The organism is Pseudomonas sp. LBUM1669, assembly GCF_059695705.1.
In genome coordinates, this window is the sequence record NZ_CP166784.1 from 554,788 (window position 1) to 578,105 (window position 23,318).

Here is a 23,318-nt window from a genome sequence, read left to right on the forward strand (position 1 = left end):
GCCCGCATGAGCGACTCCCTTGATCTCAGCCTGGACGGTGTAGAACGCCGGTCACTGGCTGACTTCACCGAAAATGCCTACCTCAACTACTCCATGTACGTGATCATGGACCGTGCCTTGCCGCATATCGGCGACGGCCTGAAACCGGTACAGCGGCGCATCATCTATGCGATGAGCGAGTTGGGGCTGGACGCCGATTCCAAGCACAAGAAATCGGCGCGTACCGTCGGTGACGTGCTCGGTAAATTCCACCCGCACGGCGATTCGGCCTGCTACGAAGCCATGGTCCTGATGGCTCAGCCGTTCAGCTACCGCTACACGCTGGTCGACGGCCAGGGTAACTGGGGTGCGCCGGATGATCCCAAGTCCTTCGCCGCCATGCGTTACACCGAGGCGCGGCTGTCGCGTTATTCCGAAGTGCTGCTCAGCGAGCTGGGCCAGGGCACGGCGGACTGGGGGCCGAACTTCGACGGTACACTCGACGAGCCGCTGGTGTTGCCGGCACGCTTGCCGAACATCTTGCTCAACGGCACCACCGGCATCGCCGTGGGCATGGCCACCGACGTACCGCCGCACAACCTGCGCGAAGTCGCGACAGCCTGCGTGCGCTTGCTCGATGAACCCAAAGCCACTGTCGAGCAGCTCTGCGAGCACATCCAGGGCCCGGATTACCCGACCGAAGCGGAAATCATCACGCCTCGCGCCGATCTGCTGAAAATGTACGAAACCGGCAAGGGTTCGGTGCGCATGCGCGCCGTGTACCACATCGAAGATGGCGACATCATCGTCACCGCGCTGCCGCATCAAGTCTCGGGCGCCAAGGTGCTGGAGCAGATCGCGGCCATGATGCAGGCCAAGCCGTCCAAAGCCCCGCAGATCGCTGACCTGCGCGACGAATCCGACCACGAGAACCCGTGCCGGATCGTAATCATTCCGGGCGCGCGGAAGAACTTTGACCACGATGCGCTGATGCAACACCTGTTCGCCAGCACCGAGCTGGAGTCGAGCTACCGGGTCAACATCAACATCATCGGCCTCGACGGCAAGCCGCAGCTGAAGAACCTGCGTGCGCTGCTGGTGGAATGGCTGGAATTCCGCGTTCAAACCGTGCGTCGTCGTCTGCAATTCCGCCTCGACAAGGTCGAGCGTCGCCTGCACCTGTTGGACGGTTTGCTGATTGCCTACCTCAACCTGGATGAAGTGATTCACATCATCCGCACTGAGGAACACCCGAAAGCCGCGCTGATCGCACGGTTCGCCCTGAGCGAAATCCAGGCCGACTACATCCTCGACACCCGTTTGCGTCAGTTGGCGCGACTGGAAGAAATGAAGCTGCGGGCCGAGCAGGATGAACTGCTCAAGGAACAGGCCAAGCTGCAAGCCCTGCTGAGCAGTGAAGCCAAGCTGAAAAAACTGGTACGCACCGAGCTGATCAAGGACGCCGAAACCTACGGCGACGACCGTCGCTCGCCAATTGTCGAGCGCACCGAAGCCAAGGCCCTGACCGAGCACGATCTGCTGCCGAACGAGAAAGTGACTGTCGTGCTGTCGGAAAAAGGCTGGGTTCGTTCTGCCAAAGGCCACGAGATCGACGCCACCGGGCTTTCCTACAAGGCTGGCGATGGCTTCAGGGCCTTAGCGCCGGGCCGCTCCAACCAGTTCGCGGTGTTTATCGACTCAACCGGTCGCAGTTATTCGGTGGCAGCGCACACGTTGCCATCGGCCCGTGGCCAGGGCGAGCCGTTGACCGGCCGTCTGACGCCACCGCCAGGGGCTAGCTTCGAATGCGTGCTGATGCCGGAAGACGATTCGCTGTACGTGATCGCCTCCGACGCCGGATACGGCTTCGTGGTCAAGGGTGAAGACCTGCAAGCCAAGAACAAGGCCGGCAAGGCGTTGTTGAGCTTGCCGAACAACTCCAAGGTCATTCTTCCGCGCCCGGTGACGGATCGTGAGAACAATTGGCTGGCCTCGGTGACCACCGAAGGTCGCCTGCTGATCTTCAAGATCAGTGATCTGCCACAATTAGGTAAGGGCAAAGGCAACAAGATTATCGGGATCAACGGTGAGCGTGTGGCCAGTCGCGAAGAATATGTCACGGACATCGCCGTACTTCCGGATGGCGCCACTTTAGTGTTGCAGGCCGGAAAACGTACGTTGTCGCTGAAAGCAGACGACCTCGAACACTACAAAGGTGAGCGTGGTCGTCGTGGTAACAAACTGCCACGTGGCTTCCAGCGGGTTGATGCGCTGCTCGTCGAAAACCTCAATTAAGCGTGCTAGAGCGCTCGATCTACGATTTAACGCGTAGATCGACGCTTTGCCGCTGGAGTCGGAACGCATATTCACGGATGATATGGCCTTTCAAGCGCCGGCGTGGCCGAGCGTTCTTCATATTTATTGAGTATTTTCACTGTGGTGAGCCTTGTGGCAACCACCTGGATGGGACGATGACTGCTCTGCGCCTTCCTTTTATTTTGATGCTTGCTGGCGTTCTTGGCCTGGCGGGTTGCAGCGTTCACCAACCGGTGTCGCTGTATCAGCTGGACAGCGGAAGTCCGGTTCAGCCTGCGCAAAGCGCGGGCATGGCGGTATTGCTCGGCCCGGTAACGGTTGCGGATTACCTGCAACGCGAAACCCTGTTGCAGCGACAGCCGGATGGCAGCCTTCAGGCGTCGACCGACGGTCGTTGGGCTGGAAGCCTGTCTTCGGACATTGATCAGCTGTTGCTGCGTCAGGTAGCGGGCCATCTGGACAGCCAGCGGGTTGTACTGGCGCCTGCGACCCTCGGCTTCACGCCGGATGTTCAAGTGCTGCTGACGATTACTCGCCTGGACTCGGGCAAATCGCAACCGGCGATCCTGGATGCGCAATGGCGTCTGATCGACCGTCGTGGCCAGGTACGCGATAACCGCATCATTCACCTGCAGGAACAGCACGCAGGCGGTACGGCGGCTCAGGTTCAGGCTCAGGGTGTGTTGCTGCAGCGTCTGGCCGAGCAATTGTCCGTGGCGCTCAAGCCACTGGCTAATCAGCCACCGATCGCTGAAGCGCCAAAAAAGCCTGCCCCAAAGCCTGTAGCACCGGCGGCTGAGCAAGAGAAACAACCAAAGATCCCGATGGCTTCGCCAATCCGGACGGATATGGAAGTGTTCAGGTTCTAAGCCTGGATTGATTCAACACAAAGCCCGCCGTGATGCGGGCTTTGTTGTTTCTGGAGGTTGGAGATCTGTGCTGCCTGTCCTGGCCTCATCGCGAGCAGGCTCGCTCACAGTGGATGTGTGGTAGGCCGAGATCTCCTGTGGGAGCGAGCCTGCTCGCAATGGCGTCAGAACAGGCAACAAAAAGCCCGCAGCCGATTGCTCGTCTGCGGGCTTTTTCATAGCTGGGTTATTTACGCCCGACGCTCATGCATCCGCGCCAGTTGCCGCTCCAGCATCGACGGATAAGGCTCCATCAACCGCTCCACACAGCACGCACCCTCAGGGCTGGCAATCGGGCGGATTCGCGCACGCTGGCGGATCAGCGCATCGTCACTGATCTTGCGTTCCACCAGCAGCAGGTTGCGGCTGTGTTGCGACAATGCCAGGGCATCCTGAGCGGCTTCGGTCAGCAGCAGGTCGATCTGGGTCAGGCCGAACAACTCGTCGCCCAGCGTCAGGCCCAGCTGCAATTGCAGGGTGATGCCGCTGTCCGCAACTTCGATCTGCAACTGATGGCCTAGGGCTCGCAGCAGTTCACCGCAGCAGATCGCGTTGGTCAGGTAGTCGTCGCCGCTGTCTTCGGTGTGGAACAGCATCAGCGTGCTGCCATCGTTCAGGGTGTGCAGTTCACTCTGATAGAGCGAAGCCGCCTGATCGAGGCAATCACGATAGCGTTTCAGCAGTTCTTCCAAGCGTGTGCGAGGCAGACGACGCAACTGATCCTGAGCGCCCAGTTGCACGGCCAGGACGGCGCTGTGCTGTGGCACGTTCGAAATCACCGGTTTTGCGAGCGGTTTAGGCGCAACGTCGGCTGATTCATCACGCAAGTCAGCAAAGGCATCGTCGTCATCGTCGTCTTCAACGGTGCTGACACTGCGCCGTGGCGCAGGCTTGAGGCCGGCCACAGGCTTGCTTTCGTCGAAACTCGGATCCCGCAGGTTGCGCACTTCGAAGGACGGCTCGTTATCGTCGGCGTCTTCGTAGTCGCTGTCGTCGTATTCCGGCTCAGGTTCCGGTTCGGCCGGCTCCGGCGCGAAATTGGCGTGCAGCTGACGGGCCAGGTCGCCGATCTCGTCCTGGCGCTCGGTGGCCGGGGTGTATTCGTCGATATTGCGCAGCCACACGCGCAGTTGCAGCAACGGCGTGGAGATGTGCCGACCCAGGCGCAGGCTCAAGGCCAGGGACAGGGCCAGCAGAATCGCACTCAAAATGCCCATGCTTTGCAGGCTGATGGTCATCGGCTGCTGGAACTGATCCATATCCAGGCTGATGCGCAGTTGCCCGGCGGTCACGTCCTGAAAGGTGATCTTGCTCTGGTACATGCCCTCGGCTTCGCCCAACAGGCTGTGCTTGGGGCGCTGACCGGCTTCGGCGAGGATGCGGTTATCCACGCTATAAATGGCGGCGTGGGCCACCAACTTGTTTTTGGTCAGGTTGTTGAGCAGTACGTTGAGGCTGAGGATGTCGTTGGACACCAACAGCTCCGTGGCGGAGGTGGCAGTCTGCGTGGTCAGGCTTTCGCCCAGCGCGTCAGCCTGCTCATGCATGGCCTGCTTGAACTGCAAACCCATCACGCAGGCGTAGATCACCAGGGCCAGAGCGACCAGGATCACGTTATGGCTGGCGATGCGCAATGCAATCGGTACACGGCGGTGGCGCAGTGCACGGAAGATCAGCAGAAAGAAGTTATCGGTTTTTACTGGCGTGGGCCGGTTCACTTGAGCTCGGCTCTTTTGTCCGTGAAGTTGACGCGCAGTATAGCGACAGGCCCTAGACCGGCAAAGCGCTCACGGTGCCCGATGGTCACTGAAAGTGGGTAGAATGCGGTTTTTTTCCACTTGCGGGGGTGCGCCTTGCGCGAAATCGTCCTGATAAACATCACGGGAGTCGACCGACCGGGTCTGACTGCGGCCATCACCGGCGTTCTGGCCCAGGGTGGTGTGAACATTCTCGACATCGGTCAGGCGGTGATCCACGACACCCTGTCGTTCGGCATCCTGGTTGAAATTCCTGATACCGAACAAGGCAAGTCGGTGCTCAAGGACATCCTGTTCAAGGGTTACGAGCTCGATCAACAAGTGCGCTTCACCCCGGTGTCCGAAGAGGATTACCAGCAGTGGGTCGGCAATCAGGGTAAAAAACGCCACATCGTGACGCTGTTGACCCGCAAAGTGACCGCCGGGCAATTGCAGGCCGTGAGCTCGATCACCGCCAAATATGGCCTGAACATTGATCACATCGATCGTTTGTCCGGGCGCATGCCGCTGGACACCCCGGCCGACAAGGGCAAAGGCTGCATCGAGTTTTCCGTGCGTGGCGAAGCGGCTGATCCGCAAGCGCTGCGAGCCGAATTCCTTAGCGTCGCCCAGGAACTGAACGTCGACATCGCCTTCCAGGAAGACTCGCTGTTCCGCCGTAACCGCCGCCTGGCAGTGTTTGACATGGACTCGACGCTGATCGAAGCCGAAGTCATCGACGAACTGGCCAAGGCAGCGGGCGTGGGTGACCAAGTGTCTGAAATCACCGAGCGAGCGATGGCCGGTGAGCTGGATTTTCGCGCGAGCTTCAAGGAGCGCCTGGCCTTGCTCAAGGGGCTGGACGTCAGCGTGCTGGATTCGATCGGTGCTTCGTTGCGTCTGACTGAAGGCGCCGAAACCCTGTTTGCCGAGCTCAAGCGCCTGGGCTACAAGACCGCGATTCTGTCGGGCGGATTCACCTACTTCGCCAAGCAATTGCAGGCCAAGCTGGGCATCGACTATGTGTTTGCCAACGAGTTGGAAGTGGTCGACGGCAAGGTCACCGGCGTGGCGGTCGAGCCGATTGTCGATGCGCAGCGCAAGGCGGATCTGCTGAAGGAGCTGGCGCACAAGGAAGGTTTGCGCCTGGAGCAGACCATTGCGGTCGGCGACGGTGCCAACGATTTGCCGATGCTGGCAATTGCCGGCCTGGGCGTGGCGTTCCGCGCCAAGCCGCTGGTGAAGCAGTCGGCGAAGCAGGCGATCTCCACCCTTGGGCTCGATGGCGTGCTGTATCTGCTGGGCTTTCGGGATCGCGACGGGCAACTCTGAGTCTCCCCAGGCCTGAAAGGCTCTTGTGGCGAGGGAGCTTGTCGGATCGCCGCACCGTCCCGCTGGGCTGCGAAGCGGCCCCAAAAAAGGACTGCCACGCAGTCCATACGGGAGCAAGCTCCCTCGCCACAGGTATTGGATTCACGCTCAAAGCGACTTCCACAACGAATCAAAATCCTCCTCGACGCCGCTCCCCGCGGCGTTGTCGTTCCTGCTCGCCTCCAACGAGCGGTAAGCAAACTGATTGAAACTGTTGGTGCTCGCCACCTGCCGATCCAGCCCGGCACGGCGTTCCAGGCCGTTGGTGTTGATCAGCACTTTGCTGCCTTCCTGAAAGGGCAGGCGCGGGGCGAGCAACGTGGCGGGCAGGTCGATGGCGCTGATTTCCGGTAGCAACAGGCCACGCAGATATTGACTGTGGTCGTCCCGCGTTCGCACCAATTGCAGCCCGCAAGGCTCGGCGTAAGGCGCGACCTGCTCGATCCCCATCTGCGTCCCGCCGCCCCGCACCTGACGAATCCAGCGCACCACCGCAATACTCCAGCCCTGATTGGCAGAGTCCTGGATGCCGACCATTTCGCCAGCCTGCAACTCGGCGGGCACCACGTTGGGCCACGCCAGGCAATAACCGCCGGGGCTGTGGTTGATGACCGGCAGGGCGTAGGTCGGAAAGTGCCGATTGCTATCAGCCGCCTCTTGGCCGTCGTCGTTCTGAAGTTGCGGGTATTCAATTTCTTCATAGGGCAGCAAGGTATCGGCACTGCCGTGCGGGGCGGCGTCGAACGCCTGATGCCATTGGTCCTTTCCCTGGCTCGTCGGGGACGTTACCGAGAACTGCGCGAGTCGGGTGCCGGGGTTTTTCAGAATATCGCTGAACGAACGTTGCCCGCCCAGGTAGAAGTGCAATGCGCTCATGCCCACGCACAAAGTCAAGGTGCCTTGGCCGACCGTGCGCTGAAAGCTGCGCTCGGCCGCCTGGCCCCAGGCGGCGTGCAGGTGTTGCAGCGTATCCAGGCTCAGTCCGGTCGGCACGGGCAGCGGCGGGGTGCCGTCATTGCCTTGCAGATGCGCTTCGATGGCGGCGACCAGTGGCTGCGCATCAATCCCCAGCAAACCGGCCTGCTGCTCGGCCCTGAATTTCGAACGATAGCGCGGCCCGGTGTCGAGGTCCGGCGCGACGGCAAATAATCCTTCAGCCAGTTGGCCCGGTTGTAGTTTGATCCACTGGCTCCACGGCTCCAGTACCTCGGCGAGCCGGGCGATCTGGCTCTGGCGCAACTGATTGCAGCGGGAGGCGCCCAACAGCAGGGCGGTGACGTAAGTCTGTTCGATGCTCAGGGTTTTGGTCTGACTGGCCAACTCATCGCGCAGGCTCAGGTGCTGGAGTTTGAGTGCGCAGGCGATCCGATACAGTTGATGCAGCTCCAGCCACAGGCCTTCCGGTACCGGGCAATACAGTTGAGTCGAGCGAATCAGCGGGCCGTTCAGGCAATGGATCGCCCGCTGCAACGCTTGGGTCAGTAGCGAGGCTCGGTCCTTGCTGAAACGCGGGGTGATGCGCACGACGATCTGTTTGTAACCAATCGCCAAGTGACTTTGCAGGGCCTGGCAGAGGTTGGCGATCTTGCGTGAACGCTCGTCGAGCACAATCGCTTGGTGCAGGAAATGCCGTTCCAGGTGTTTGCAGACGTAATACACCTCAGGTCGCAACAGTTCGAGCAGTTGCAGGCGATTGTCGCTGGGGGTGAGCAGTTGGTTGAGTTCGCTCAAGCCTTGATAGAGCAGGCGGGCGGTTTCGCCGATATTGGCTTTGGGCAGGTTGGCGATCCAGCGCTTGAGGTCGCGTGGCGTCGGTTCACAGAACGACAGGCGCAGCTGTGTCGGGATCGGCGCACGTAGCAGCAGGTGGGGACTGGTCTCATTCATGCCTTGGAAAACTCCAGCCGGAAAATGGGCAGTGAATGACCTGACTGTAGCAGCTGCGCGTGATTACCGTTTGTCTGTCAGCCGAGTGCCGCTCGGGCGTACTACTAATCTCACAAACGTGCGACTGGATACGCACAGTCGTACGGCCTGCTGCCTATGCAGGGCAGGTCTCTTGTAACTTCAAGGAGATGAGGTTCATGTCTAAATACGTAGTGGCAAATCAATGGGGCGGTAGTTCGGCACCCTGGCATCCGGGCGGAGACTGGACGTTAGGCGCGCGGGACAACCAGAACGTCGTCGCGATCGAGATCAAATCGGGCGATGGCGGGAAGAGCTTCACCGGCACCATGACTTACGCGGGTGAAGGTCCCATTGGCTTCAAGGCTCAACGCACGGGCCAGAACCAGTACAACGTGGAAAATCAGTGGGGCGGCAACGACGCTCCATGGCATCCGGGTGGCAAGTGGGTCATCGGCGGCCGTGATAATCAGAACGTTGTGGCGTTGAGCGTCACCTCCAATGATGGAGGGAAAAACCTCAGTGGCACCAATACCTACGCCAACGAAGGGCCGATCGGCTTCCGCGGGCAGATAGAGTAACGGCGCTACCGAAATATCCGCCCCTTCGAAGACGTTCGACGGGGCGGATTAGCCATGTCAGGCGTTTGGCAGGCCTAGCGCCTGGCCCATTTGCACGGGCGACAGGGCACCGAGCCCTTCAACCCATTTCACCTGGTCCGGCCCGAACAGCACGACAGCGGTCGAACCCAGCTTGAAGCGACCCAGTTCCGCACCTTTTTCCAGATGGATCGGCGCGCGGGCGGCTTCGTCATAGCGGAAGGTTTTCAGCTCGCGTTTCGGCGGCGTCACCAACCCGGCCCACACGGTTTCAATCGACGCCACGATCATCGCGCCCACCAGCACCACGGCCATCGGCCCGCGCTCGGTGTCAAAAATGCACGCCACACGTTCGTTGCGGGCAAACAGTTCCGGCACGTTTTCGGCAGTGGTTTGGTTGACCGAGAAAATCCGGCCCGGGATGTAGACCATCTCGCGCAGGGTGCCGGCCAGCGGCATGTGCACGCGGTGGTAGTCTTTTGGCGACAGGTAAATCGTCGCGAAATCGCCGCCCATGAACGGCGCGGCATTCGCGGCATCACCGCCCAGCAACTCCAGGACGCTGAAGCTGTGGCCCTTGGCCTGGAACACGCGGCCGTGTTCGATCGGGCCGAGTTGGCTGACGGCGCCATCGGCCGGGCTGAGGATCGCACCCGGGGTTTCGTCCAGCGGGCGCGCGCCGTCTTTCAAGGCGCGCGTGAAGAACGCGTTGAAATGCTCGTAGGCGGTCAGGTCTTCGACCAGCGCCTGGGACATGTCCACCTGATAACGCTTGGCGAACCAGGCGGTAAAGGCGTTCTTGAACCAGCGCACGCGGCATTCGGCAATGCAGCCGGCCAGTCGCGAGAGCAAGTGGTGAGGCAGCAGGTATTGGCTGAGGATAAACAGACGCTTATTCATTAACTGTCCTTAAAAACCTTAAATCTCTACGGGCGTATCGGGGTGGTTGCCCCATTCGCCCCAGGAGCCAGCGTAGCCTTTGACCCGCGGATAACCGAGGGATTTGGCCACCAGATAGGTGAAGCCAGAGCGATGGTGAGTCTGGCAGTGGGTAATGACTTCTTTGTCTTTGGTGATACCGAGTTGTTCCAGGATCTGCGGCATGTCCGTGCGGATGCGCAGGTTGCGCGCCTGATCCATGCCGGCCGTCCATTCGAAATTCACCGCGCCGGGAATGTGCCCGGCCTTGGCCGCCAGGACTTTCTCGCCGGAGTATTCCAGCGGGCCGCGCGCGTCCCAGATCGCCAGGTCGGCGGCACCGAGACGGCTTTGCAGGTATTCGCGAGTGGCGGTGGGTTCGTCGTGCAAGGTCAGACTCACCGGGCCGCCGACTGCTGGCGGGATCTGGATCGACATGGGCAAGCCTTCTGCCAGCCAGGCCGGCAGACCACCGTCAACATAGTGATACTTGGTGTGGCCGATGACATCCAGCAACCAGATGAATCGCCCGGCCCAACCGCCGCCTTCGTCGTCATAGACGACATAGACCGCATCAGGGTTGTGGCCCAGTTCGCCGAATAATGCTTCAAGCGCGGCGTGGGTCGGCAACAGGCCTGGAGCAGGCGCTTGACCCTGCTGAGTGCGTTTGGGATCGACAAAACGCGCACCGGGTATATGCCCTGCGGCATAACGGGCACTGCTGGTCAGGTCCACCAGAATCAGTTCGCGGGACTCAAGGCGAGGGAGCAAGTCGCTCGGCTCGATGACCAGCGCCAAGCCAGAGAAGTCAGACATGTGAGGTCTCCAGAGCACAAAGGGGAGGATTGTAGCGCAGCCTTATTGGCCGCGCAGGCTAAAGCTATGGAGTGCCTTTTCAATGCACTGCGCGGTTTTGCCAAAGGCTTGCACGGTAATTTCCGAAAAGGGCCCGCCGCCCTGATCGGCCACAACGACCATGATCACCCGACCATTATTGACCAGCGAACGCAACAGCAAGTGTTCACCGCGAAACTGCGCGCGCAGGCTGGCGGGTAACAAGGCCGAGAACTGGGCGTTGTTGGCCGGCGTCAATCGTACTTGGGCCTGTTGCGAAAGCAATCGTTGCAGCACGGTGCTCTGACTCACGGCCAGGTTCAGCCCTGCCGCTTCCTTCTCCAGTCCGGCCGTTTGATGCGCACGCAAATTGGCGTGGGTGCGGTCAGCCATCAAAATCATCACCCGATGCATGCCACATGCGACCAGCGCGTCCCGGGCCGACGTGGTCAAGTGCATCGCATTGGTGAAGCGGCTTGGCTCGACCAGCAGTTCGGCACATTGTTTACGCCATGCCGTCAGGTCTTCGGTGGTCGGCGCCGGAGCGGGCAACAACCCGGCGTGAATGCGGTTCATGCCCGAGGGCCAGATCAGCGCCACGGCGGGGTGCCAGATGTCCGGCATGGCGTGCTGATGCGCGCTGTTGACGGCTTGTTGATGCAGTTGCTGCTGCACGTCGCTCATCGGCATTTGCAGGTAAAGGCTGGTCAGGTATTGCCAGCGCTCGCTGTGCGGACTGTCCCAGGCTTGTTGCGCCGACAGTGCCAGCCCATTGGCCAGCAACACGGTATTGGCCGGTTGGTTGAGCCAGCGACGCAGGGTCGGATCGTCATCAAGGCGGTTTTGCTGACGCAATGGATGCTCGCTGTCCCGGGCAATGCGCAGGACTTTGACCAGTTCTCGTTGCTCGTTGAGCAACAGGCGATAACCTTGCTGCACCCAGATCGGCAGGCGCCAGATGTCCACCAGCGCCTGGCAGATGTCCAGCAGGCGAACGCCGAACAATTGCTTTTCGACTTTGCGCGCTGACTCGCCTTTATGGATGACCCGCAACTCCCACTCTTCGAGCAGTTGCGGATGAGTCAACGCCATCGGCCAGAGCGGTGAGAGAAACAGCAGGCTGCCCCAGTGGATGTCCTGCCAGAGCCGCGCCAGCCGACCGGCGAAAAAACCGTTGGCCTGTTGGGTCGCGTGCTGGCTGATCATCTGCAGCTGACGCAACGCCACCGGGATCTGGGATTGCGGTTCGGCAGGCAACCGGGCGAGCAATTCCTCGGTGCGTTTCAATCCGAGACGATTGATCGCCACCTCAAGGTTTTCAGCAGGCGTGGTCATGCTGCCGTGGGTGTGACGATTGGCTTCGCGAATCACGCTCAAGGCCAGGGCCGGGCTGTCTTGCAGCAACTCGGCGATGTCGCGAAGCGAGCTGCGGTTATCGGCTAGGGCCTTGCAGACACGGTCGTGACTGTCTTGCGGAACCGGCAGGCGCACGCCATCGAGAAGCTTTACCCAGCCTTCAAGCGTGGTCGGTTTCGGGGTTGGATTGTTCGTTTCGTTAGCCATGGTTGGACGTGATCATCGTCTGCATTACCTATGCCCCCAGAGGGCTAAATTAGCTTTTCGCTTGAACGGGCTATAGTCTGGCGCAGTTTTGCCGATAAGTAGAAGAAGAGATTTTTTAACTTCCGAATATGACCTTGAACCCGACTCAGTAAGTGCTCTCCTACCTATGGCTAAAATAATCGGCATCATCGTCGTATTCGCGAGCGTGCTCGGCGGATACGTGCTCTCCCACGGCAAGATTGCCGCCCTGATTCAACCTTTCGAGGTGATGATTATCGGTGGTGCGGCCCTCGGTGCATTCCTGCAGGCCAACCCTGGTCACATGTTCAAGCTCGTTCTCAAGAAAGCCTTGGGAATGTTCAGCTCGCGCTTCAGTCACACGTTCTATCTGGAAGTGCTGGGTCTGATTTACGAGATCCTCAACAAAAGCCGCCGCGAAGGCATGATGGCAATCGAAGGCGACATTGAAGACGCCGCCGCGAGCCCGATCTTCGCCAAGTACCCGGCGGTCCTGAAAGATGACCGCATGACCGCGTACATCTGCGATTACCTGCGCATCATGTCCTCCGGCAACATGGCTCCCCACGAGCTCGAAGGTCTGTTCGACATGGAGCTGACCAGCCTCAAGGAAGATTTGGATCATCCTTCCCATGCGGTGAACGGCATCGCCGACGCCATGCCCGGTTTCGGTATCGTCGCGGCCGTACTGGGTATCGTGGTGACCATGGCCTCCCTGGGTGAAAGCGACCAGAAAATGATCGGCCTGCACGTGGGTGCGGCACTGGTGGGTACCTTCTTCGGTATTCTCGCCGCCTACGGTTTCTTTGGCCCGTTGGCCCATGCCCTGGCCCACGAAGCCAAGGAAGAACTGAACGTCTACGAAGCCATCAAGGCCTCGCTGGTGGCTTCGGCTTCCGGCATGCCGCCATCGCTGGCGGTGGAGTTCGGCCGCAAGGTTCTGTACCCGGCGCACCGTCCTAGCTTCGCTGAGCTGGAACAAGCGGTTCGCGGTCGCTAAGTCATGGAAAATAACCAGCCGATAATCATCAAGCGCGTAAAAAAATACGCGGCCGGGCATCACGGGGGCTCCTGGAAAATAGCCTTCGCTGACTTCGCGACGGCGATGATGGCGTTCTTCCTGGTGCTGTGGCTGCTGTCCACCGCAACGCCGGAACAGAAGATCGCCATCGCCGGTTACTTCAAGGACCCGGTCGGCTTCACCGAAAGCGGCACGCCGTACATCATCGATCTGGGCGGTTCGCCGACCCTGGCGCCAGAGAACACCCTCAACCCCGAGGTGAAGTCCCAGCCGCAGCCCGACCGCGTCACCGTCGATACTGAACAGGTCGAAGGCATGGCCGAACAGGTCGAGAAGGAACGCCTGGAACTGTTGCTGCAAGAATTGCAGAACAAGGTCGATGAAAACCCGCAGCTGCAAAAATTCAAGGACCAGATCCTGTTCGAAATCACACAGGACGGCTTGCGCATCCAGATCATGGACGCGGAAAACCGACCGATGTTCGACTCAGGCTCAGCACGTCTGAAACCGTATTTCGAAGACATCCTGCTGGCCATGGCCGACACCATCAAAGCGGTGCCGAACAAGGTCAGCATCAGCGGCCACACCGATGCCAAGCCGTACTCAGGCACCGGTGATTTCGGCAACTGGGAACTCTCGGCCAACCGCGCCAACGCCGCTCGCCGTGCGCTGGTCGCTGGCAGCTATCCGGATCAGCAAGTAGCGCGGGTCGTCGGTTATGCCTCGTCGGCGCTGTTCGACCGCGAGAACCCGTTCAACCCGGTCAACCGCCGGATCGACATCGTGGTGCTGACCAAAAAGGCCCAGCGCGCCATCGAAGGTTCGCAAGGCGCTGAACCTGCGCCAGCGCCGACGCCCGCGCAAGGCCAGGGTGGCCCAGGCGAAGTGCCCGCCACGCCGGTCGATCCAAACGCGTTGCCGGCGGATAAACAACCGCTGCCAGCCCATGAGCTTCGCGAGCGTTTGAATATCTTCGAAGACCCGGCACCGAAACCGGTGGAGCCGGCGAAGAAGTGACCCGAAAAAAGCCGCGAGATGATCGCGGCTTTTTTTTGCCTGTCAGAAACCGCGCCGGATGCGATTTTTGAGCTGGTCGTGGAACAGTTCGGCATTGCGTCTGTAAGTGCCGTATAGGGAGTCGTTGATCGAATCCAATGTCATTGAGCGTTTGGTCGTCACTTCTTCTCGATAGGCATCAATAAAAAACTCCAGATCCTTGTCGGTGCTGAGCTTTGGCCATTTATCGAGGTACAGAGGCAGTTTCGCCGGCTCTGTCTTGAATGAGCAGATCCGTCGGTTACTGATGGTCGCTTCACCGATTTCGAACGGTACCCACCAAGACAGCGCGGTCTTGTCCGACACCACTGCTATCAGATGCGTGCACGCAGTGATGTTGCGGGTGATGACCCCGGTGATGTCGTCAGTGGTCTGTGACTCCGGATCCAGCACGTCGAAGTAGGTCTTGATGTTGGCCTGAATCAGACGGGTGTTGATGGCGATGGCGTGTGGCCGATCGCTATGGCGGTAGCTGATAAACACTGGCATCAAAAATGTCCCTTGATCGCGAGTTCGCGGTAATAGGCGCCCAGGGCCGTGAGGCGGCAGCCGGTGGAATGGATGGCGGCGTAGTACATGTGCTCGGCGTCCACCGGTTCGATCAGGCTGTGGCGATTGCATTTTTGCAATTGAGCGAAGACTTCACCGTGGTCCGGGTCGAACGATGTTTCGGTGGGTTCGTAGCTGGGGTCGAGTGCAAAGACATGGCTGGGCTCCGGGAACCAGTCCTTGAGTTTGCGCAGGGTCTCTTCGGCGATCAGTGGCGTGACCTCGCGCAAGGGGACAAATTGCGAGACATTGGTCTTGAACACCGGCCGTTGTTCCCACGCGCCCAGCGCATTGTCGACGAATGAATACACGCTGCCGGGAGTGACCTTGCCCAGCACATTGGCGGCCCCGCCGTGCAGCGCTTGCAGCAGCAGATCGGTAAACACGCCGTGACCGCGACCTTCGAGCGCAACCTGGTCTTTTTTGCAGGCGGTGAGAATGGTCATGCCTTCGCCGATGACGCTGTTGCCGCCGCGTAACCCGCGCATCGCTGCGGCTGCGCCGGCCTGGCAGCAGTCGAGGATGATGATTTTGTTCTTGATGTGGGGGGCGTTGTCCGCCCAACTCAATATGTCGCTGATGCGAATGCCATCGCCACCCGGTGCAAAGTCCTGAGGAATCAGCAGCCCTTCGTCGATGCTGGTATCGAACTGGCCATGGCCGGCGAAATACAGCAGTGCCACATCACAATCGCCGGAAAACAGGCTTTGGATGTGCTGCTTCATGGCCGTCAGCGAAAGGTCGTCTTCGGCTGAGGTCAGCACCTTGCTGCTGAAGTTCGCCCGCCCGTTGGCGTGACGCTCCAGCACCGAGGCCATGGCCATCGCGTCGTTATTGCATCCGCTCAACGGGGAGACGTGGGCGTAATGGTTGATCCCGATGAACAATCCCTTGCGCATGGTTCAACCCGCCGCGTGAGTGCGAATGGCACTGATGATGCTGTTGGTATTCCAGGCGCATTCGGCATGTGCGGCCTGGCGCACTACGGCAGAAATCCGCTCCGCACCAAAGGGTTTGACAGCAATGATCACCTTGCCCATTCGTTTGGCGATCTCGATTTCCTTGTTGATCCACTTGCTGTAGGTCGAATACATCCCCGCCATGATCAGCACCGCCGAGCAGGGCCGGATCTTGTTTTCGATGGCTTCTTCCAGCTGTTTGTCAGTTTTCGCGCCGATGATCGGGTTGTCCGGCGGCACCGAAAAATTTTTGAACGTGAAGCCGGGTTTAGCGTTGAGCAGCCGCACGAGGTTGTCGTGGGCGTGGGGGTAGTTCCACGAATGGCTGATGAACAAATGGTAGGTTTGCATGGATGTCCCTCGGTATCGCCGGAATGCGAAGAGGGCTTGAATGTATGCACTTGGATGGCCGCAACAAGGTCTGCGCGGTTAAAGAGACGGGTCCTTCAAGCAGGCGCGCAAATGTCCTACAGAGCTGTCTGACGTTTAAAAGACGGGGGGATTTGCAGGTCGCAACGAACAACCCGCCGCCCCGTCTGCATCGGGGCGGCTGGAGTGTCTGTTTAGTAGCTGGTTTCGGGCAAGCTGGCGATAATCGACCGATAACTGTTCATCCGCTGCTGCTGCACGCGACCCTCTTCCAGGGCCTTGAGCAGGGCGCAACCCGGCTCGCGGTCGTGTTTGCAATCGCGGAAGCGGCAGGTGCCTATCAAGTCGTTGAACTCGATGAAGCCGGCTTCGACGTCGGCGCGGCTGACGTGGCCCAGGCCGAATTCGCGGATACCCGGGGAGTCGATCAACTCACCGCCACCGGGGAAGTGGAACAACCGAGCGGTCGTGGTGGTGTGGGTACCCTGGCCAGACAGCTCGGACAGCGGGCCGACACGGGCTTCGACTTCAGGCAACAGGGTGTTGACCAACGAGGATTTGCCGACGCCGGACTGGCCGACGAACACGCTGATGTGCCCGTCCAGTTGTGCCTGCAATTGCTCCATGCCATTGCCATGGTGCGCCGAGACTTCCAGCACCGGGTAACCCAGCGTGCGGTAAACCGCCAGCAAGGCATTCAGCGCGGGGGCGTTCTGCTCGTCGATCAGGTCGAATTTGTTGAGCAACAGCAGTGGCCGGATGCCGGCGTGCTCAGCAGCCACCAGGTAACGGTCGATCAAGTTCGCATGAGGCTCAGGCAGCGGGGCGAAGACGATGACAATCATGTCGACGTTGGCGGCAACAGGCTTGAGCTGACCACGGCTGTCTGGACGGCAGAGTTCGGTTTTACGCGGCAGTTGCGCCACGATCACACCGATGCCCTGGTTGCCGGCACGCCAGACCACCTGATCGCCGGTCACCAGTGCAGGCAAGTTGGCGCGCAAATGGCAGCGGAACACCTGACCCGCCAAATCGCCATCGAGCGCTTCGACTTCGACCTGCACACCGAAGTGCGCGATCACCAGGCCCGTCTGTTCCGGACCCAGGTCGCCACCTTCAAGTGCCTCGACAGCTGAGGACTCGCGTTTGGCGGCGCGGGCAGCGCGTTCGCCCTGAATCTTTTCGATGCGCCAGTTTTGACGACGATTGAGTTGGCGTTTGGCCATGGGTGTTCCGTATCAAGAATGCAGCGATTAGGTAAAACGGCCGCGAGTTTAGCACGCCCGGGCGCCGCCCTAGGCTAAACTGCGCAGCATTGCCTAGGAGCCGACACATGCAAAACCCGCAGAATCTGATCTGGATCGACCTGGAAATGACCGGTCTGAACCCTGATACCGACGTCATCATCGAGATGGCCACCATCGTCACTGACAGTGACTTGAACACCTTGGCCGAAGGGCCGGTGATCGCCATTCACCACAGCGACGAGATTCTCGCTGGCATGGATGAGTGGAATACCCGTCAACACGGCGGCTCCGGGCTGACCCAGCGCGTTCGCGACAGCCGCATCAGCATGGCCGAGGCCGAAGCCGAAACTATCGCCTTCCTGGAGCAATGGGTGCCGAAGGGCAAGTCGCCGATCTGTGGCAACAGCATCTGCCAGGACCGTCGCTTCCTTTATACCCACATGAAATCCCTGGAAAGCTACTTCCATTACCGCAACCTCGACGTGTCGACTCTTAAAGAGTTGGCCGCACGCTGGGCGCCGGACGTGCGCGATAGCTTCAAAAAGGGTAGCACCCACCTGGCCCTGGACGACATCCGCGAATCCATCGCCGAGTTGCAGCACTACCGCAAGCACTTCATCAAGTTCTAAGTCTGGAATACGGATTGTAGGAGCCGGCTTGCTGGCGATGGGGCCCTTGAGTACGCCATCGCCAGCAAGCCGGCTCCTACGGGATCTGCGTTGTGCACGTAGGAGCGAGGCTTGCCCGCGAAGCAGTCGACTCGGTCTTCGTGGGTGATCGCCCTCTTTTGGTGCCGGGACTAAATGGCTAGACTGCGCGCCTTTCTGCAAGGACCGCCACCATGTTGCTGATGCTCTACCTGATCGCCATCACCGCCGAAGCCATGACCGGTGCCCTGTCTGCCGGCCGTCGTGGCATGGACTGGTTTGGTGTGGTGCTGATCGCGTGCATCACGGCGCTCGGTGGCGGTTCGGTGCGTGATGTGTTGCTCGGTCACTATCCGCTGACCTGGGTCAAACACCCGGAATACCTGGTGTTGACCTCGATCGCGGCGATGTTCACCGTCTTCGCCGCACGCTGGATGCGCCACTTGCGCTCGCTGTTTCTGGTGCTCGACGCCGTGGGGCTAGTGGCATTTACCCTGATCGGCTGCATGACTGCGCTGGAAATGGGCCACGGCATGCTGGTGGCGTCGGTCAGTGGCGTGATCACCGGGGTTTTCGGCGGCATCCTGCGCGATATCTTCTGCAACGACATCCCCCTGATCTTCCGCCGCGAACTCTACGCCAGCGTCTCGTTCGCTGCAGCGTGGTGCTACATGCTCTGCATTTACCTGCAATTGCCCGGCGAACAGGCGATTCTCATCACCTTGTTTGGCGGCTTCCTGCTGCGGTTGCTGGCGATCCGTTTCCACTGGGAAATGCCTAAGTTCGTTTATAACGACGAGGCTTGACGGTCGGCGTGTTGTTTCAGCGCCCATTCGACATGTTCCCGTACCAGTTCCGACGGAAAGTCGCGGCGCGCCTTCAACGCTTCCAACACCGGAATGCTCGACGGCGCGTTCCCCAATCCCACCGCAAGATTGCGCAACCAACGCTCGTAACCGGCACGGCGCAGCGGTGAACCTTCGGTGCTGCTGAGGAACCTGTCCTCATCCCACATGAACAGTTCGGCCAACTCGGCGTTGTCCAGGTTGTGCCGTGGCTTGAAGTCGCTTTCGCCGGACGGGCGGGCGAAGCGGTTCCACGGGCAGACGATCTGGCAGTCATCGCAACCGAACACCCGATTGCCGATCAACGGGCGCAAGTCTTCGGGGATCGCACTTTTCAGCTCGATGGTCAGGTAAGAGATGCAGCGCCGGGCGTCCAGCACATACGGGCCGACGAAGGCGTTGGTCGGGCAAATGTCCAGGCATGCCGTGCAGCGGCCGCAATGTTCGGTGCTGTGCGGTGGATCGACCGGCAGCGGCAGATCGACAAAAAGCTCGCTGAGGAAGAAGTAACTGCCGGCCTTGCGATTCAAGACCAGGGTGTTTTTGCCGATCCAGCCCAGGCCGGCCTTTTGCGCGATGGCTTTTTCCAGCACCGGTGCGCTGTCGACGAAGGCGCGGTAGCCGAACGGCCCAATGACCGCCTGAATTTTTTCTGCCAGTTGTTGCACACGTTTACGGATCAATTTGTGGTAATCGCGGCCCAAGGCATAACGCGATACGTAGGCTTTTTCCGGTTGCGCCAGCAATTGCGCCATTTGGGTGTCACCGGGCAGGTAGTCCATGCGCAGGGAAACCACGCGCAACGTACCGGGGACGAGCTCTTCGGGATGGGAGCGTTTGCTGCCGTGGGCGCCCATGTAGTCCATTTCGCCGTGGTAGCCGGCCGCGAGCCAGCGCTCCAGGTGCTGCTCATGCTCGGCCAGGTCCAGGCCGCTGATGCCGACTTGCTGAAAGCCCAGCTCGCGGCCCCAGTCCTTGATGGATTGGGCGAGGGCGGGCAGGTCTGTAGTAATAGCGGGCATGAGGCGAGAGAAACCGGAGCTGAGGTGCGTATAATTCTGCCAGACATCGGAGCCCGGAGACGCATGCCGCACACTAAAGATGATTTACCCGACGCGCTGTACAGTGCCGCGCACGTGCGAGCCCTCGATGCGAACCTGATCGCGGCCGGCACGCCGGGCTTCGAATTGATGCAGCGCGCAGCGCGAGCGACCTGGCGTGCGCTGGTCCGTCAGTGGCCGTCGGCGAATGAATTGAGCGTGGTGGCCGGTCACGGCAATAACGCGGGCGATGGTTATCTGGTGGCGGTGCTGGCGCGGCGTGCCGGTTGGCATGTCCGGGTGGTGGCGGCCGGTGATCCCCAGTGTTTGCAGGGCGATGCGGCGCTGGCTCATGCCGAGGCTGTGTCCGAGGGCATTGCGGTTCAAACCTTCACTGCGCAGTCGGAATTGCGTGGGATCGTGCTGGACGCCTTGCTCGGCACCGGTTTGACCGGGGAAGTGCGAGAGCCCTTCGCCAGCGCGATCGCTGCGATCAACGCCAGTGGATTGTCGGTGGCGGCGGTGGATATCCCTTCGGGATTGTGCGCCGATACAGGGCGCATATTGGGCACCGCTGTTCGAGCTGATCTGACTGTGACGTTCATTGGATTGAAGTTGGGACTGTTTACGGGCGACGCGGCGGATGTGGTCGGTGAGTTGGTGTTCAATGATCTGCAAGCCAGCGCCGAGTCTTTTAATGGGGTTGCCGTTGATGCCCGTCGTCTGACAGCCGGCAATTTGCCGCGTCTGGCGGGTCGTGCGCCAACCGCCCATAAAGGTATATTCGGCCACGTCTTGCTGATCGGCGGTGATCGTGGCTTCGGCGGTGCCATTTTGCTGAGCGCACAGAGCGCGTTGCGCAGTGGTGCGGGCATGGTGTCTGTGGCCACGCGCAATGAGCATGTCCCGGCGGCGTTGGCGAGAATTCCCGAGGCCATGGTGTTGGGGGCTTCGTCGGCCAATCAACTGATGGAACTGCTGCAAAAGGTTTCCGTGCTGGTGGTCGGCCCGGGCCTGGGTCAGGCTGCCTGGGGGCGCAGCCTTTTGTCGGCGGCGGCCAACGCGCCGTTGCCGCAAGTCTGGGACGCCGATGCGTTGAATTTGCTGGCTTCGAAGCACGTGAGCCTGCCCACCGACTGCGTGATCACGCCGCATCCGGGTGAGGCGGCGCGGTTGCTGGGGATCAGCACTGCCGAGGTTCAGGCTGATCGCCCGGCTGCGGCTCGCGCGTTGAGCAAAAAATATACAGCTGTTGTGATTCTCAAAGGCGCCGGCAGCCTCATCGCCAGCCCCGATGGGCGCCTGTCGTTGTGTCATCAGGGGCATCCAGCCATGGCCACTGCGGGGTTGGGGGATGTGTTGGCCGGTCTGGTCGGCGCATTGCTGGCCCAGGGCATGGACGCGTTCGACGCCGCCTGCCTGGCGGTCTGGCTGCACGCCAATGCCGGCGCGCAAGAAGGTAAATCGGGCCGCGGGCTGGCGGCCAGTGATCTGATCCCAGCCATTCGTCAGTTGTTGGAGGAGCAAGCACCGTGTCTGAAGTAACCCTGTACCTGGCCGATGAAGAGGCGATGACCGCATTTGGCGCACGCATCGCACAAACCACGCAAGGGCACGGTCTGATTTTTCTGGAGGGCGATCTGGGGGCGGGGAAAACCACGCTGTCACGGGGCATCATCCGTGGTCTGGGGCATGTCGGAGCAGTAAAGAGCCCTACATTCACCCTGGTCGAGCCCTACGAGATCGGTGACATCCGGGCCTTCCATTTCGACCTCTATCGGCTGGTCGATCCGGAAGAACTTGAGTACCTCGGTATCCGCGATTACTTCGATGACGACGCGTTGTGCCTGATCGAATGGCCCCAGAAGGGTGCAGGCTTTTTGCCAAAGCCCGACCTGACCATTACCATTAGCCCGCAAGACAGCGGGCGTTCGCTGAAAATTTTGTCCCAGGGCTCGCGCGGCGAGTCGTGGTGTGCCGCTTTGGCATTGGAAACCAATTAAATGATGGGGTCAGGTATGCGCTTTCGCGCGATGGTAGCTGCCGTAGGGATGTTGTTTTTGGCGGTGACCGTCGACGCTGTGGCCGAGACTAAGGTCAACAGCGTGCGCCTGTGGCGGGCGCCGGACAACACACGGTTGGTGTTCGACTTGACGGGGCCGGTGCAGCACAGTGTGTTCACCCTGACCTCCCCGGATCGGCTGGTGATCGACATCAATGGCGCCACTCTTGGTGCGCCACTGAACGTCAACAGCGCCAATACCCCGATCACCGCCATGCGCTCGGCTCAACGCACGCCGACCGACCTGCGGGTGGTCATCGACCTGAAAAAAGCCGTCACACCAAAAAGCTTCACCCTGGCGCCAAACGCCCAGTACGGCAATCGCCTGGTGGTCGACCTGTTCGATAACGCCGCCGATGCCGCACCTATACCGGTGCCGACCAACGTCGCGACGGTGGCCCCGGTGCCGGTGACTCCGGTAGAGCCCGCAGTGAAGCTGCCGCCTGCGCCTGCCGGCAAACGCGACATCATCGTGGTGATCGACGCCGGCCACGGCGGCGAAGACCCGGGTGCTTCGGGCTCTCGTGGTCAGCGTGAAAAAGACGTGGTGCTGGCCATCGCCCGCGAATTGCAACGCCAGGTCAACGGCATGAAAGGCTTCCGCGCCGAACTGACCCGTACCGGCGACTACTTCATTCCGCTGCGTGGCCGTACCGAAATCGCCCGCAAAAAAGGTGCTGACCTGTTCGTCTCGATCCACGCCGATGCCGCGCCTTCGGCCGCAGCCTTCGGTGCATCGGTATTCGCCCTGTCTGATCGCGGCGCTACATCGGAGACGGCGCGTTGGCTGGCCGATAGCGAAAACCGCTCCGACTTGATCGGCGGTGCCGGCAACGTCAGCCTCGACGACAAGGACCGCATGCTCGCGGGTGTGCTCCTCGATTTGTCGATGACCGCCTCCCTGACGTCCAGCCTGAACGTTGGCCAAAAAGTCTTGAGCAACATCGGTCGCGTCACGCCACTGCACAAACAGCGTGTGGAGCAGGCCGGGTTCATGGTGTTGAAGTCGCCGGACATCCCGTCGATCCTGGTGGAAACCGGGTTCATCTCCAACGCCAACGAAGCCTCCAAGCTAGCTGCGGCGAACCACCAGCAGGCGCTGGCGCGTTCGATCAGCAGCGGCGTGCGCCAGTTCTTCCAGCAGAACCCGCCACCGGGCACCTACATCGCCTGGTTGCGTGATTCCGGCAAGATCGCCCAAGGCCCGCGTGACCACCGGGTAAACCCGGGCGAGACGCTGGCGATGATTGCCGTGCGTTACCAGGTGTCTCCGGCCACCTTGCGCAGCGCTAATAACCTGAAAAGCGACGAGCTGAAAATCGGTCAGACCCTGACCATTCCCGGCACAGAACTGGCGTCCAAAGAATGAATCAGGT

21 protein-coding genes are annotated in these 23,318 nt (G+C 60.5%); 11 read left to right on the forward strand and 10 right to left on the reverse strand.

Translation table 11 applies throughout. The features are described from left to right. Positions 1–6 precede the first annotated feature (6 nt). On the forward strand, positions 7–2,274 hold the full coding sequence (parC, locus tag ACA051_RS02530) for a DNA topoisomerase IV subunit A (RefSeq protein WP_497307394.1): 2,268 nt from the start codon (positions 7–9) through the stop codon (positions 2,272–2,274). A 176-nt stretch (positions 2,275–2,450) separates the two neighbouring features. Beyond that, positions 2,451–3,164, forward strand: coding sequence for a PqiC family protein (locus tag ACA051_RS02535; RefSeq protein ID WP_497307395.1), 714 nt, complete (start codon positions 2,451–2,453; stop codon positions 3,162–3,164). Positions 3,165–3,394: 230 nt separating this feature from the next. Here the strand turns inward: ACA051_RS02535 and ACA051_RS02540 are convergent, their stop codons facing one another. Further along, positions 3,395–4,921: an AhpA/YtjB family protein gene (locus ACA051_RS02540; protein WP_497307397.1), complete on the reverse strand. Its 1,527-nt coding sequence runs from the start codon at positions 4,919–4,921 to the stop codon at positions 3,395–3,397. A 135-nt stretch (positions 4,922–5,056) separates the two neighbouring features. On the opposite strand from ACA051_RS02540, the gene serB reads away from it, so the two are divergent. Further along, the gene (gene serB, locus ACA051_RS02545; RefSeq protein WP_054053330.1) at positions 5,057–6,271 is read left to right on the forward strand and encodes a phosphoserine phosphatase SerB; all 1,215 of its coding nucleotides are present in this window, start codon (positions 5,057–5,059) and stop codon (positions 6,269–6,271) included. A 147-nt stretch (positions 6,272–6,418) separates the two neighbouring features. Here serB and ACA051_RS02550 read toward each other — a convergent pair whose 3' ends face one another. After that, the gene (locus tag ACA051_RS02550) at positions 6,419–8,197 is read right to left on the reverse strand and encodes a cyclic-di-GMP receptor FimW-related protein (protein ID WP_497373389.1); all 1,779 of its coding nucleotides are present in this window, start codon (positions 8,195–8,197) and stop codon (positions 6,419–6,421) included. Between the two features lie 197 nt (positions 8,198–8,394). Here ACA051_RS02550 and ACA051_RS02555 point away from each other — a divergent pair, with 197 nt between their 5' ends. After that, positions 8,395–8,796, forward strand: a complete 402-nt coding sequence (locus ACA051_RS02555) for a lectin OAA family protein (protein ID WP_497307400.1) — start codon at positions 8,395–8,397, stop codon at positions 8,794–8,796. A gap of 57 nt (positions 8,797–8,853) precedes the next feature. Here the strand turns inward: ACA051_RS02555 and asd are convergent, their stop codons facing one another. The 3 genes from asd to ACA051_RS02570 are packed head-to-tail and all read right to left on the reverse strand — an operon-like array spanning position 8,854 to position 12,129. Beyond that, the gene (asd, locus tag ACA051_RS02560) at positions 8,854–9,714 is read right to left on the reverse strand and encodes an archaetidylserine decarboxylase (RefSeq protein WP_497307402.1); all 861 of its coding nucleotides are present in this window, start codon (positions 9,712–9,714) and stop codon (positions 8,854–8,856) included. A gap of 18 nt (positions 9,715–9,732) precedes the next feature. Then, on the reverse strand, positions 9,733–10,548 hold the full coding sequence (locus ACA051_RS02565) for a rhodanese-like domain-containing protein (RefSeq protein ID WP_497307404.1): 816 nt from the start codon (positions 10,546–10,548) through the stop codon (positions 9,733–9,735). A 42-nt stretch (positions 10,549–10,590) separates the two neighbouring features. Continuing rightward, entirely contained in the window at positions 10,591–12,129 is a 1,539-nt protein-coding gene (locus tag ACA051_RS02570) for an HDOD domain-containing protein (protein ID WP_497373390.1), read from the reverse strand. Positions 12,130–12,295: 166 nt separating this feature from the next. Here ACA051_RS02570 and motA point away from each other — a divergent pair, with 166 nt between their 5' ends. Both motA and motB read left to right on the forward strand, forming a co-directional pair. Then, positions 12,296–13,147 (forward strand): flagellar motor stator protein MotA, encoded by an 852-nt coding sequence (motA, locus tag ACA051_RS02575; RefSeq protein WP_219093597.1) that lies wholly within the window; start codon positions 12,296–12,298, stop codon positions 13,145–13,147. A 3-nt stretch (positions 13,148–13,150) separates the two neighbouring features. Next, entirely contained in the window at positions 13,151–14,185 is a 1,035-nt protein-coding gene (gene motB, locus ACA051_RS02580; RefSeq protein ID WP_497373392.1) for a flagellar motor protein MotB, read from the forward strand. A 42-nt stretch (positions 14,186–14,227) separates the two neighbouring features. Here motB and ACA051_RS02585 read toward each other — a convergent pair whose 3' ends face one another. The 4 genes from ACA051_RS02585 to rsgA all read right to left on the reverse strand — a co-directional run bounded on the left by ACA051_RS02585 (position 14,228) and on the right by rsgA (position 17,327). Then, positions 14,228–14,713, reverse strand: a complete 486-nt coding sequence (locus ACA051_RS02585) for a toll/interleukin-1 receptor domain-containing protein (protein WP_497307411.1) — start codon at positions 14,711–14,713, stop codon at positions 14,228–14,230. After that, positions 14,713–15,672, reverse strand: coding sequence for a caspase family protein (locus tag ACA051_RS02590; RefSeq protein ID WP_497373394.1), 960 nt, complete (start codon positions 15,670–15,672; stop codon positions 14,713–14,715). Before ACA051_RS02590 ends, ACA051_RS02585 begins: the two co-directional genes overlap by 1 nt. 3 nt (positions 15,673–15,675) lie before the next feature. After that, positions 15,676–16,083 (reverse strand): TIR domain-containing protein, encoded by a 408-nt coding sequence (locus ACA051_RS02595; protein WP_497297159.1) that lies wholly within the window; start codon positions 16,081–16,083, stop codon positions 15,676–15,678. A 212-nt stretch (positions 16,084–16,295) separates the two neighbouring features. Then, the gene (gene rsgA / locus ACA051_RS02600) at positions 16,296–17,327 is read right to left on the reverse strand and encodes a small ribosomal subunit biogenesis GTPase RsgA (protein ID WP_074873186.1); all 1,032 of its coding nucleotides are present in this window, start codon (positions 17,325–17,327) and stop codon (positions 16,296–16,298) included. A 107-nt stretch (positions 17,328–17,434) separates the two neighbouring features. On the opposite strand from rsgA, the gene orn reads away from it, so the two are divergent. Further along, positions 17,435–17,977, forward strand: a complete 543-nt coding sequence (gene orn / locus ACA051_RS02605) for an oligoribonuclease (RefSeq protein WP_008048058.1) — start codon at positions 17,435–17,437, stop codon at positions 17,975–17,977. Positions 17,978–18,189: 212 nt separating this feature from the next. After that, complete coding sequence (locus ACA051_RS02610) at positions 18,190–18,801, forward strand: trimeric intracellular cation channel family protein (RefSeq protein ID WP_007945604.1); 612 nt, start codon at positions 18,190–18,192, stop codon at positions 18,799–18,801. On the opposite strand, the gene queG is transcribed toward ACA051_RS02610, so the two are convergent. Beyond that, a complete protein-coding gene (gene queG / locus ACA051_RS02615) occupies positions 18,783–19,862 on the reverse strand; it encodes a tRNA epoxyqueuosine(34) reductase QueG (RefSeq protein WP_497373396.1) in 1,080 nt (359 codons plus the stop codon). The two genes, ACA051_RS02610 and queG, sit on opposite strands and share 19 nt — an antisense overlap. A 63-nt stretch (positions 19,863–19,925) precedes the next feature. Here queG and ACA051_RS02620 point away from each other — a divergent pair, with 63 nt between their 5' ends. From ACA051_RS02620 to ACA051_RS02630, 3 genes are read left to right on the forward strand one after another with little or no spacing between them, the layout of a single operon-like run. Then, positions 19,926–21,425 (forward strand): NAD(P)H-hydrate dehydratase, encoded by a 1,500-nt coding sequence (locus tag ACA051_RS02620; RefSeq protein ID WP_497373398.1) that lies wholly within the window; start codon positions 19,926–19,928, stop codon positions 21,423–21,425. Continuing rightward, complete coding sequence (gene tsaE, locus ACA051_RS02625; protein WP_497373400.1) at positions 21,413–21,883, forward strand: tRNA (adenosine(37)-N6)-threonylcarbamoyltransferase complex ATPase subunit type 1 TsaE; 471 nt, start codon at positions 21,413–21,415, stop codon at positions 21,881–21,883. Before ACA051_RS02620 ends, tsaE begins: the two co-directional genes overlap by 13 nt. A gap of 48 nt (positions 21,884–21,931) precedes the next feature. Beyond that, positions 21,932–23,311 carry an N-acetylmuramoyl-L-alanine amidase gene (locus ACA051_RS02630; protein WP_497375495.1) on the forward strand — a complete coding sequence of 460 codons (1,380 nt, stop codon included), beginning with the start codon at positions 21,932–21,934 and terminating at the stop codon, positions 23,309–23,311. The last annotated feature ends 7 nt before the right edge of the window (positions 23,312–23,318 follow it).

Excerpts from the sequence above, each read along its gene's own strand:
- parC (WP_497307394.1), top strand. The coding sequence starts at position 7 with ATGAGCGACTCCCTTGATCTCAGCCTGGACGGTGTAGAACGCCGGTCA.
- ACA051_RS02535 (WP_497307395.1), top strand. The coding sequence starts at position 2,451 with ATGACTGCTCTGCGCCTTCCTTTTATTTTGATGCTTGCTGGCGTTCTT.
- ACA051_RS02550 (WP_497373389.1), bottom strand. The coding sequence starts at position 8,197 with ATGAATGAGACCAGTCCCCACCTGCTGCTACGTGCGCCGATCCCGACA.
- ACA051_RS02555 (WP_497307400.1), top strand. The coding sequence starts at position 8,395 with ATGTCTAAATACGTAGTGGCAAATCAATGGGGCGGTAGTTCGGCACCC.
- asd (WP_497307402.1), bottom strand. The coding sequence starts at position 9,714 with ATGAATAAGCGTCTGTTTATCCTCAGCCAATACCTGCTGCCTCACCAC.
- ACA051_RS02565 (WP_497307404.1), bottom strand. The coding sequence starts at position 10,548 with ATGTCTGACTTCTCTGGCTTGGCGCTGGTCATCGAGCCGAGCGACTTG.
- ACA051_RS02570 (WP_497373390.1), bottom strand. The coding sequence starts at position 12,129 with ATGGCTAACGAAACGAACAATCCAACCCCGAAACCGACCACGCTTGAA.
- motA (WP_219093597.1), top strand. The coding sequence starts at position 12,296 with ATGGCTAAAATAATCGGCATCATCGTCGTATTCGCGAGCGTGCTCGGC.
- motB (WP_497373392.1), top strand. The coding sequence starts at position 13,151 with ATGGAAAATAACCAGCCGATAATCATCAAGCGCGTAAAAAAATACGCG.
- ACA051_RS02585 (WP_497307411.1), bottom strand. The coding sequence starts at position 14,713 with ATGCCAGTGTTTATCAGCTACCGCCATAGCGATCGGCCACACGCCATC.
- ACA051_RS02590 (WP_497373394.1), bottom strand. The coding sequence starts at position 15,672 with ATGCGCAAGGGATTGTTCATCGGGATCAACCATTACGCCCACGTCTCC.
- ACA051_RS02595 (WP_497297159.1), bottom strand. The coding sequence starts at position 16,083 with ATGCAAACCTACCATTTGTTCATCAGCCATTCGTGGAACTACCCCCAC.
- rsgA (WP_074873186.1), bottom strand. The coding sequence starts at position 17,327 with ATGGCCAAACGCCAACTCAATCGTCGTCAAAACTGGCGCATCGAAAAG.
- orn (WP_008048058.1), top strand. The coding sequence starts at position 17,435 with ATGCAAAACCCGCAGAATCTGATCTGGATCGACCTGGAAATGACCGGT.
- ACA051_RS02610 (WP_007945604.1), top strand. The coding sequence starts at position 18,190 with ATGTTGCTGATGCTCTACCTGATCGCCATCACCGCCGAAGCCATGACC.
- queG (WP_497373396.1), bottom strand. The coding sequence starts at position 19,862 with ATGCCCGCTATTACTACAGACCTGCCCGCCCTCGCCCAATCCATCAAG.
- ACA051_RS02620 (WP_497373398.1), top strand. The coding sequence starts at position 19,926 with ATGCCGCACACTAAAGATGATTTACCCGACGCGCTGTACAGTGCCGCG.
- ACA051_RS02630 (WP_497375495.1), top strand. The coding sequence starts at position 21,932 with ATGTTGTTTTTGGCGGTGACCGTCGACGCTGTGGCCGAGACTAAGGTC.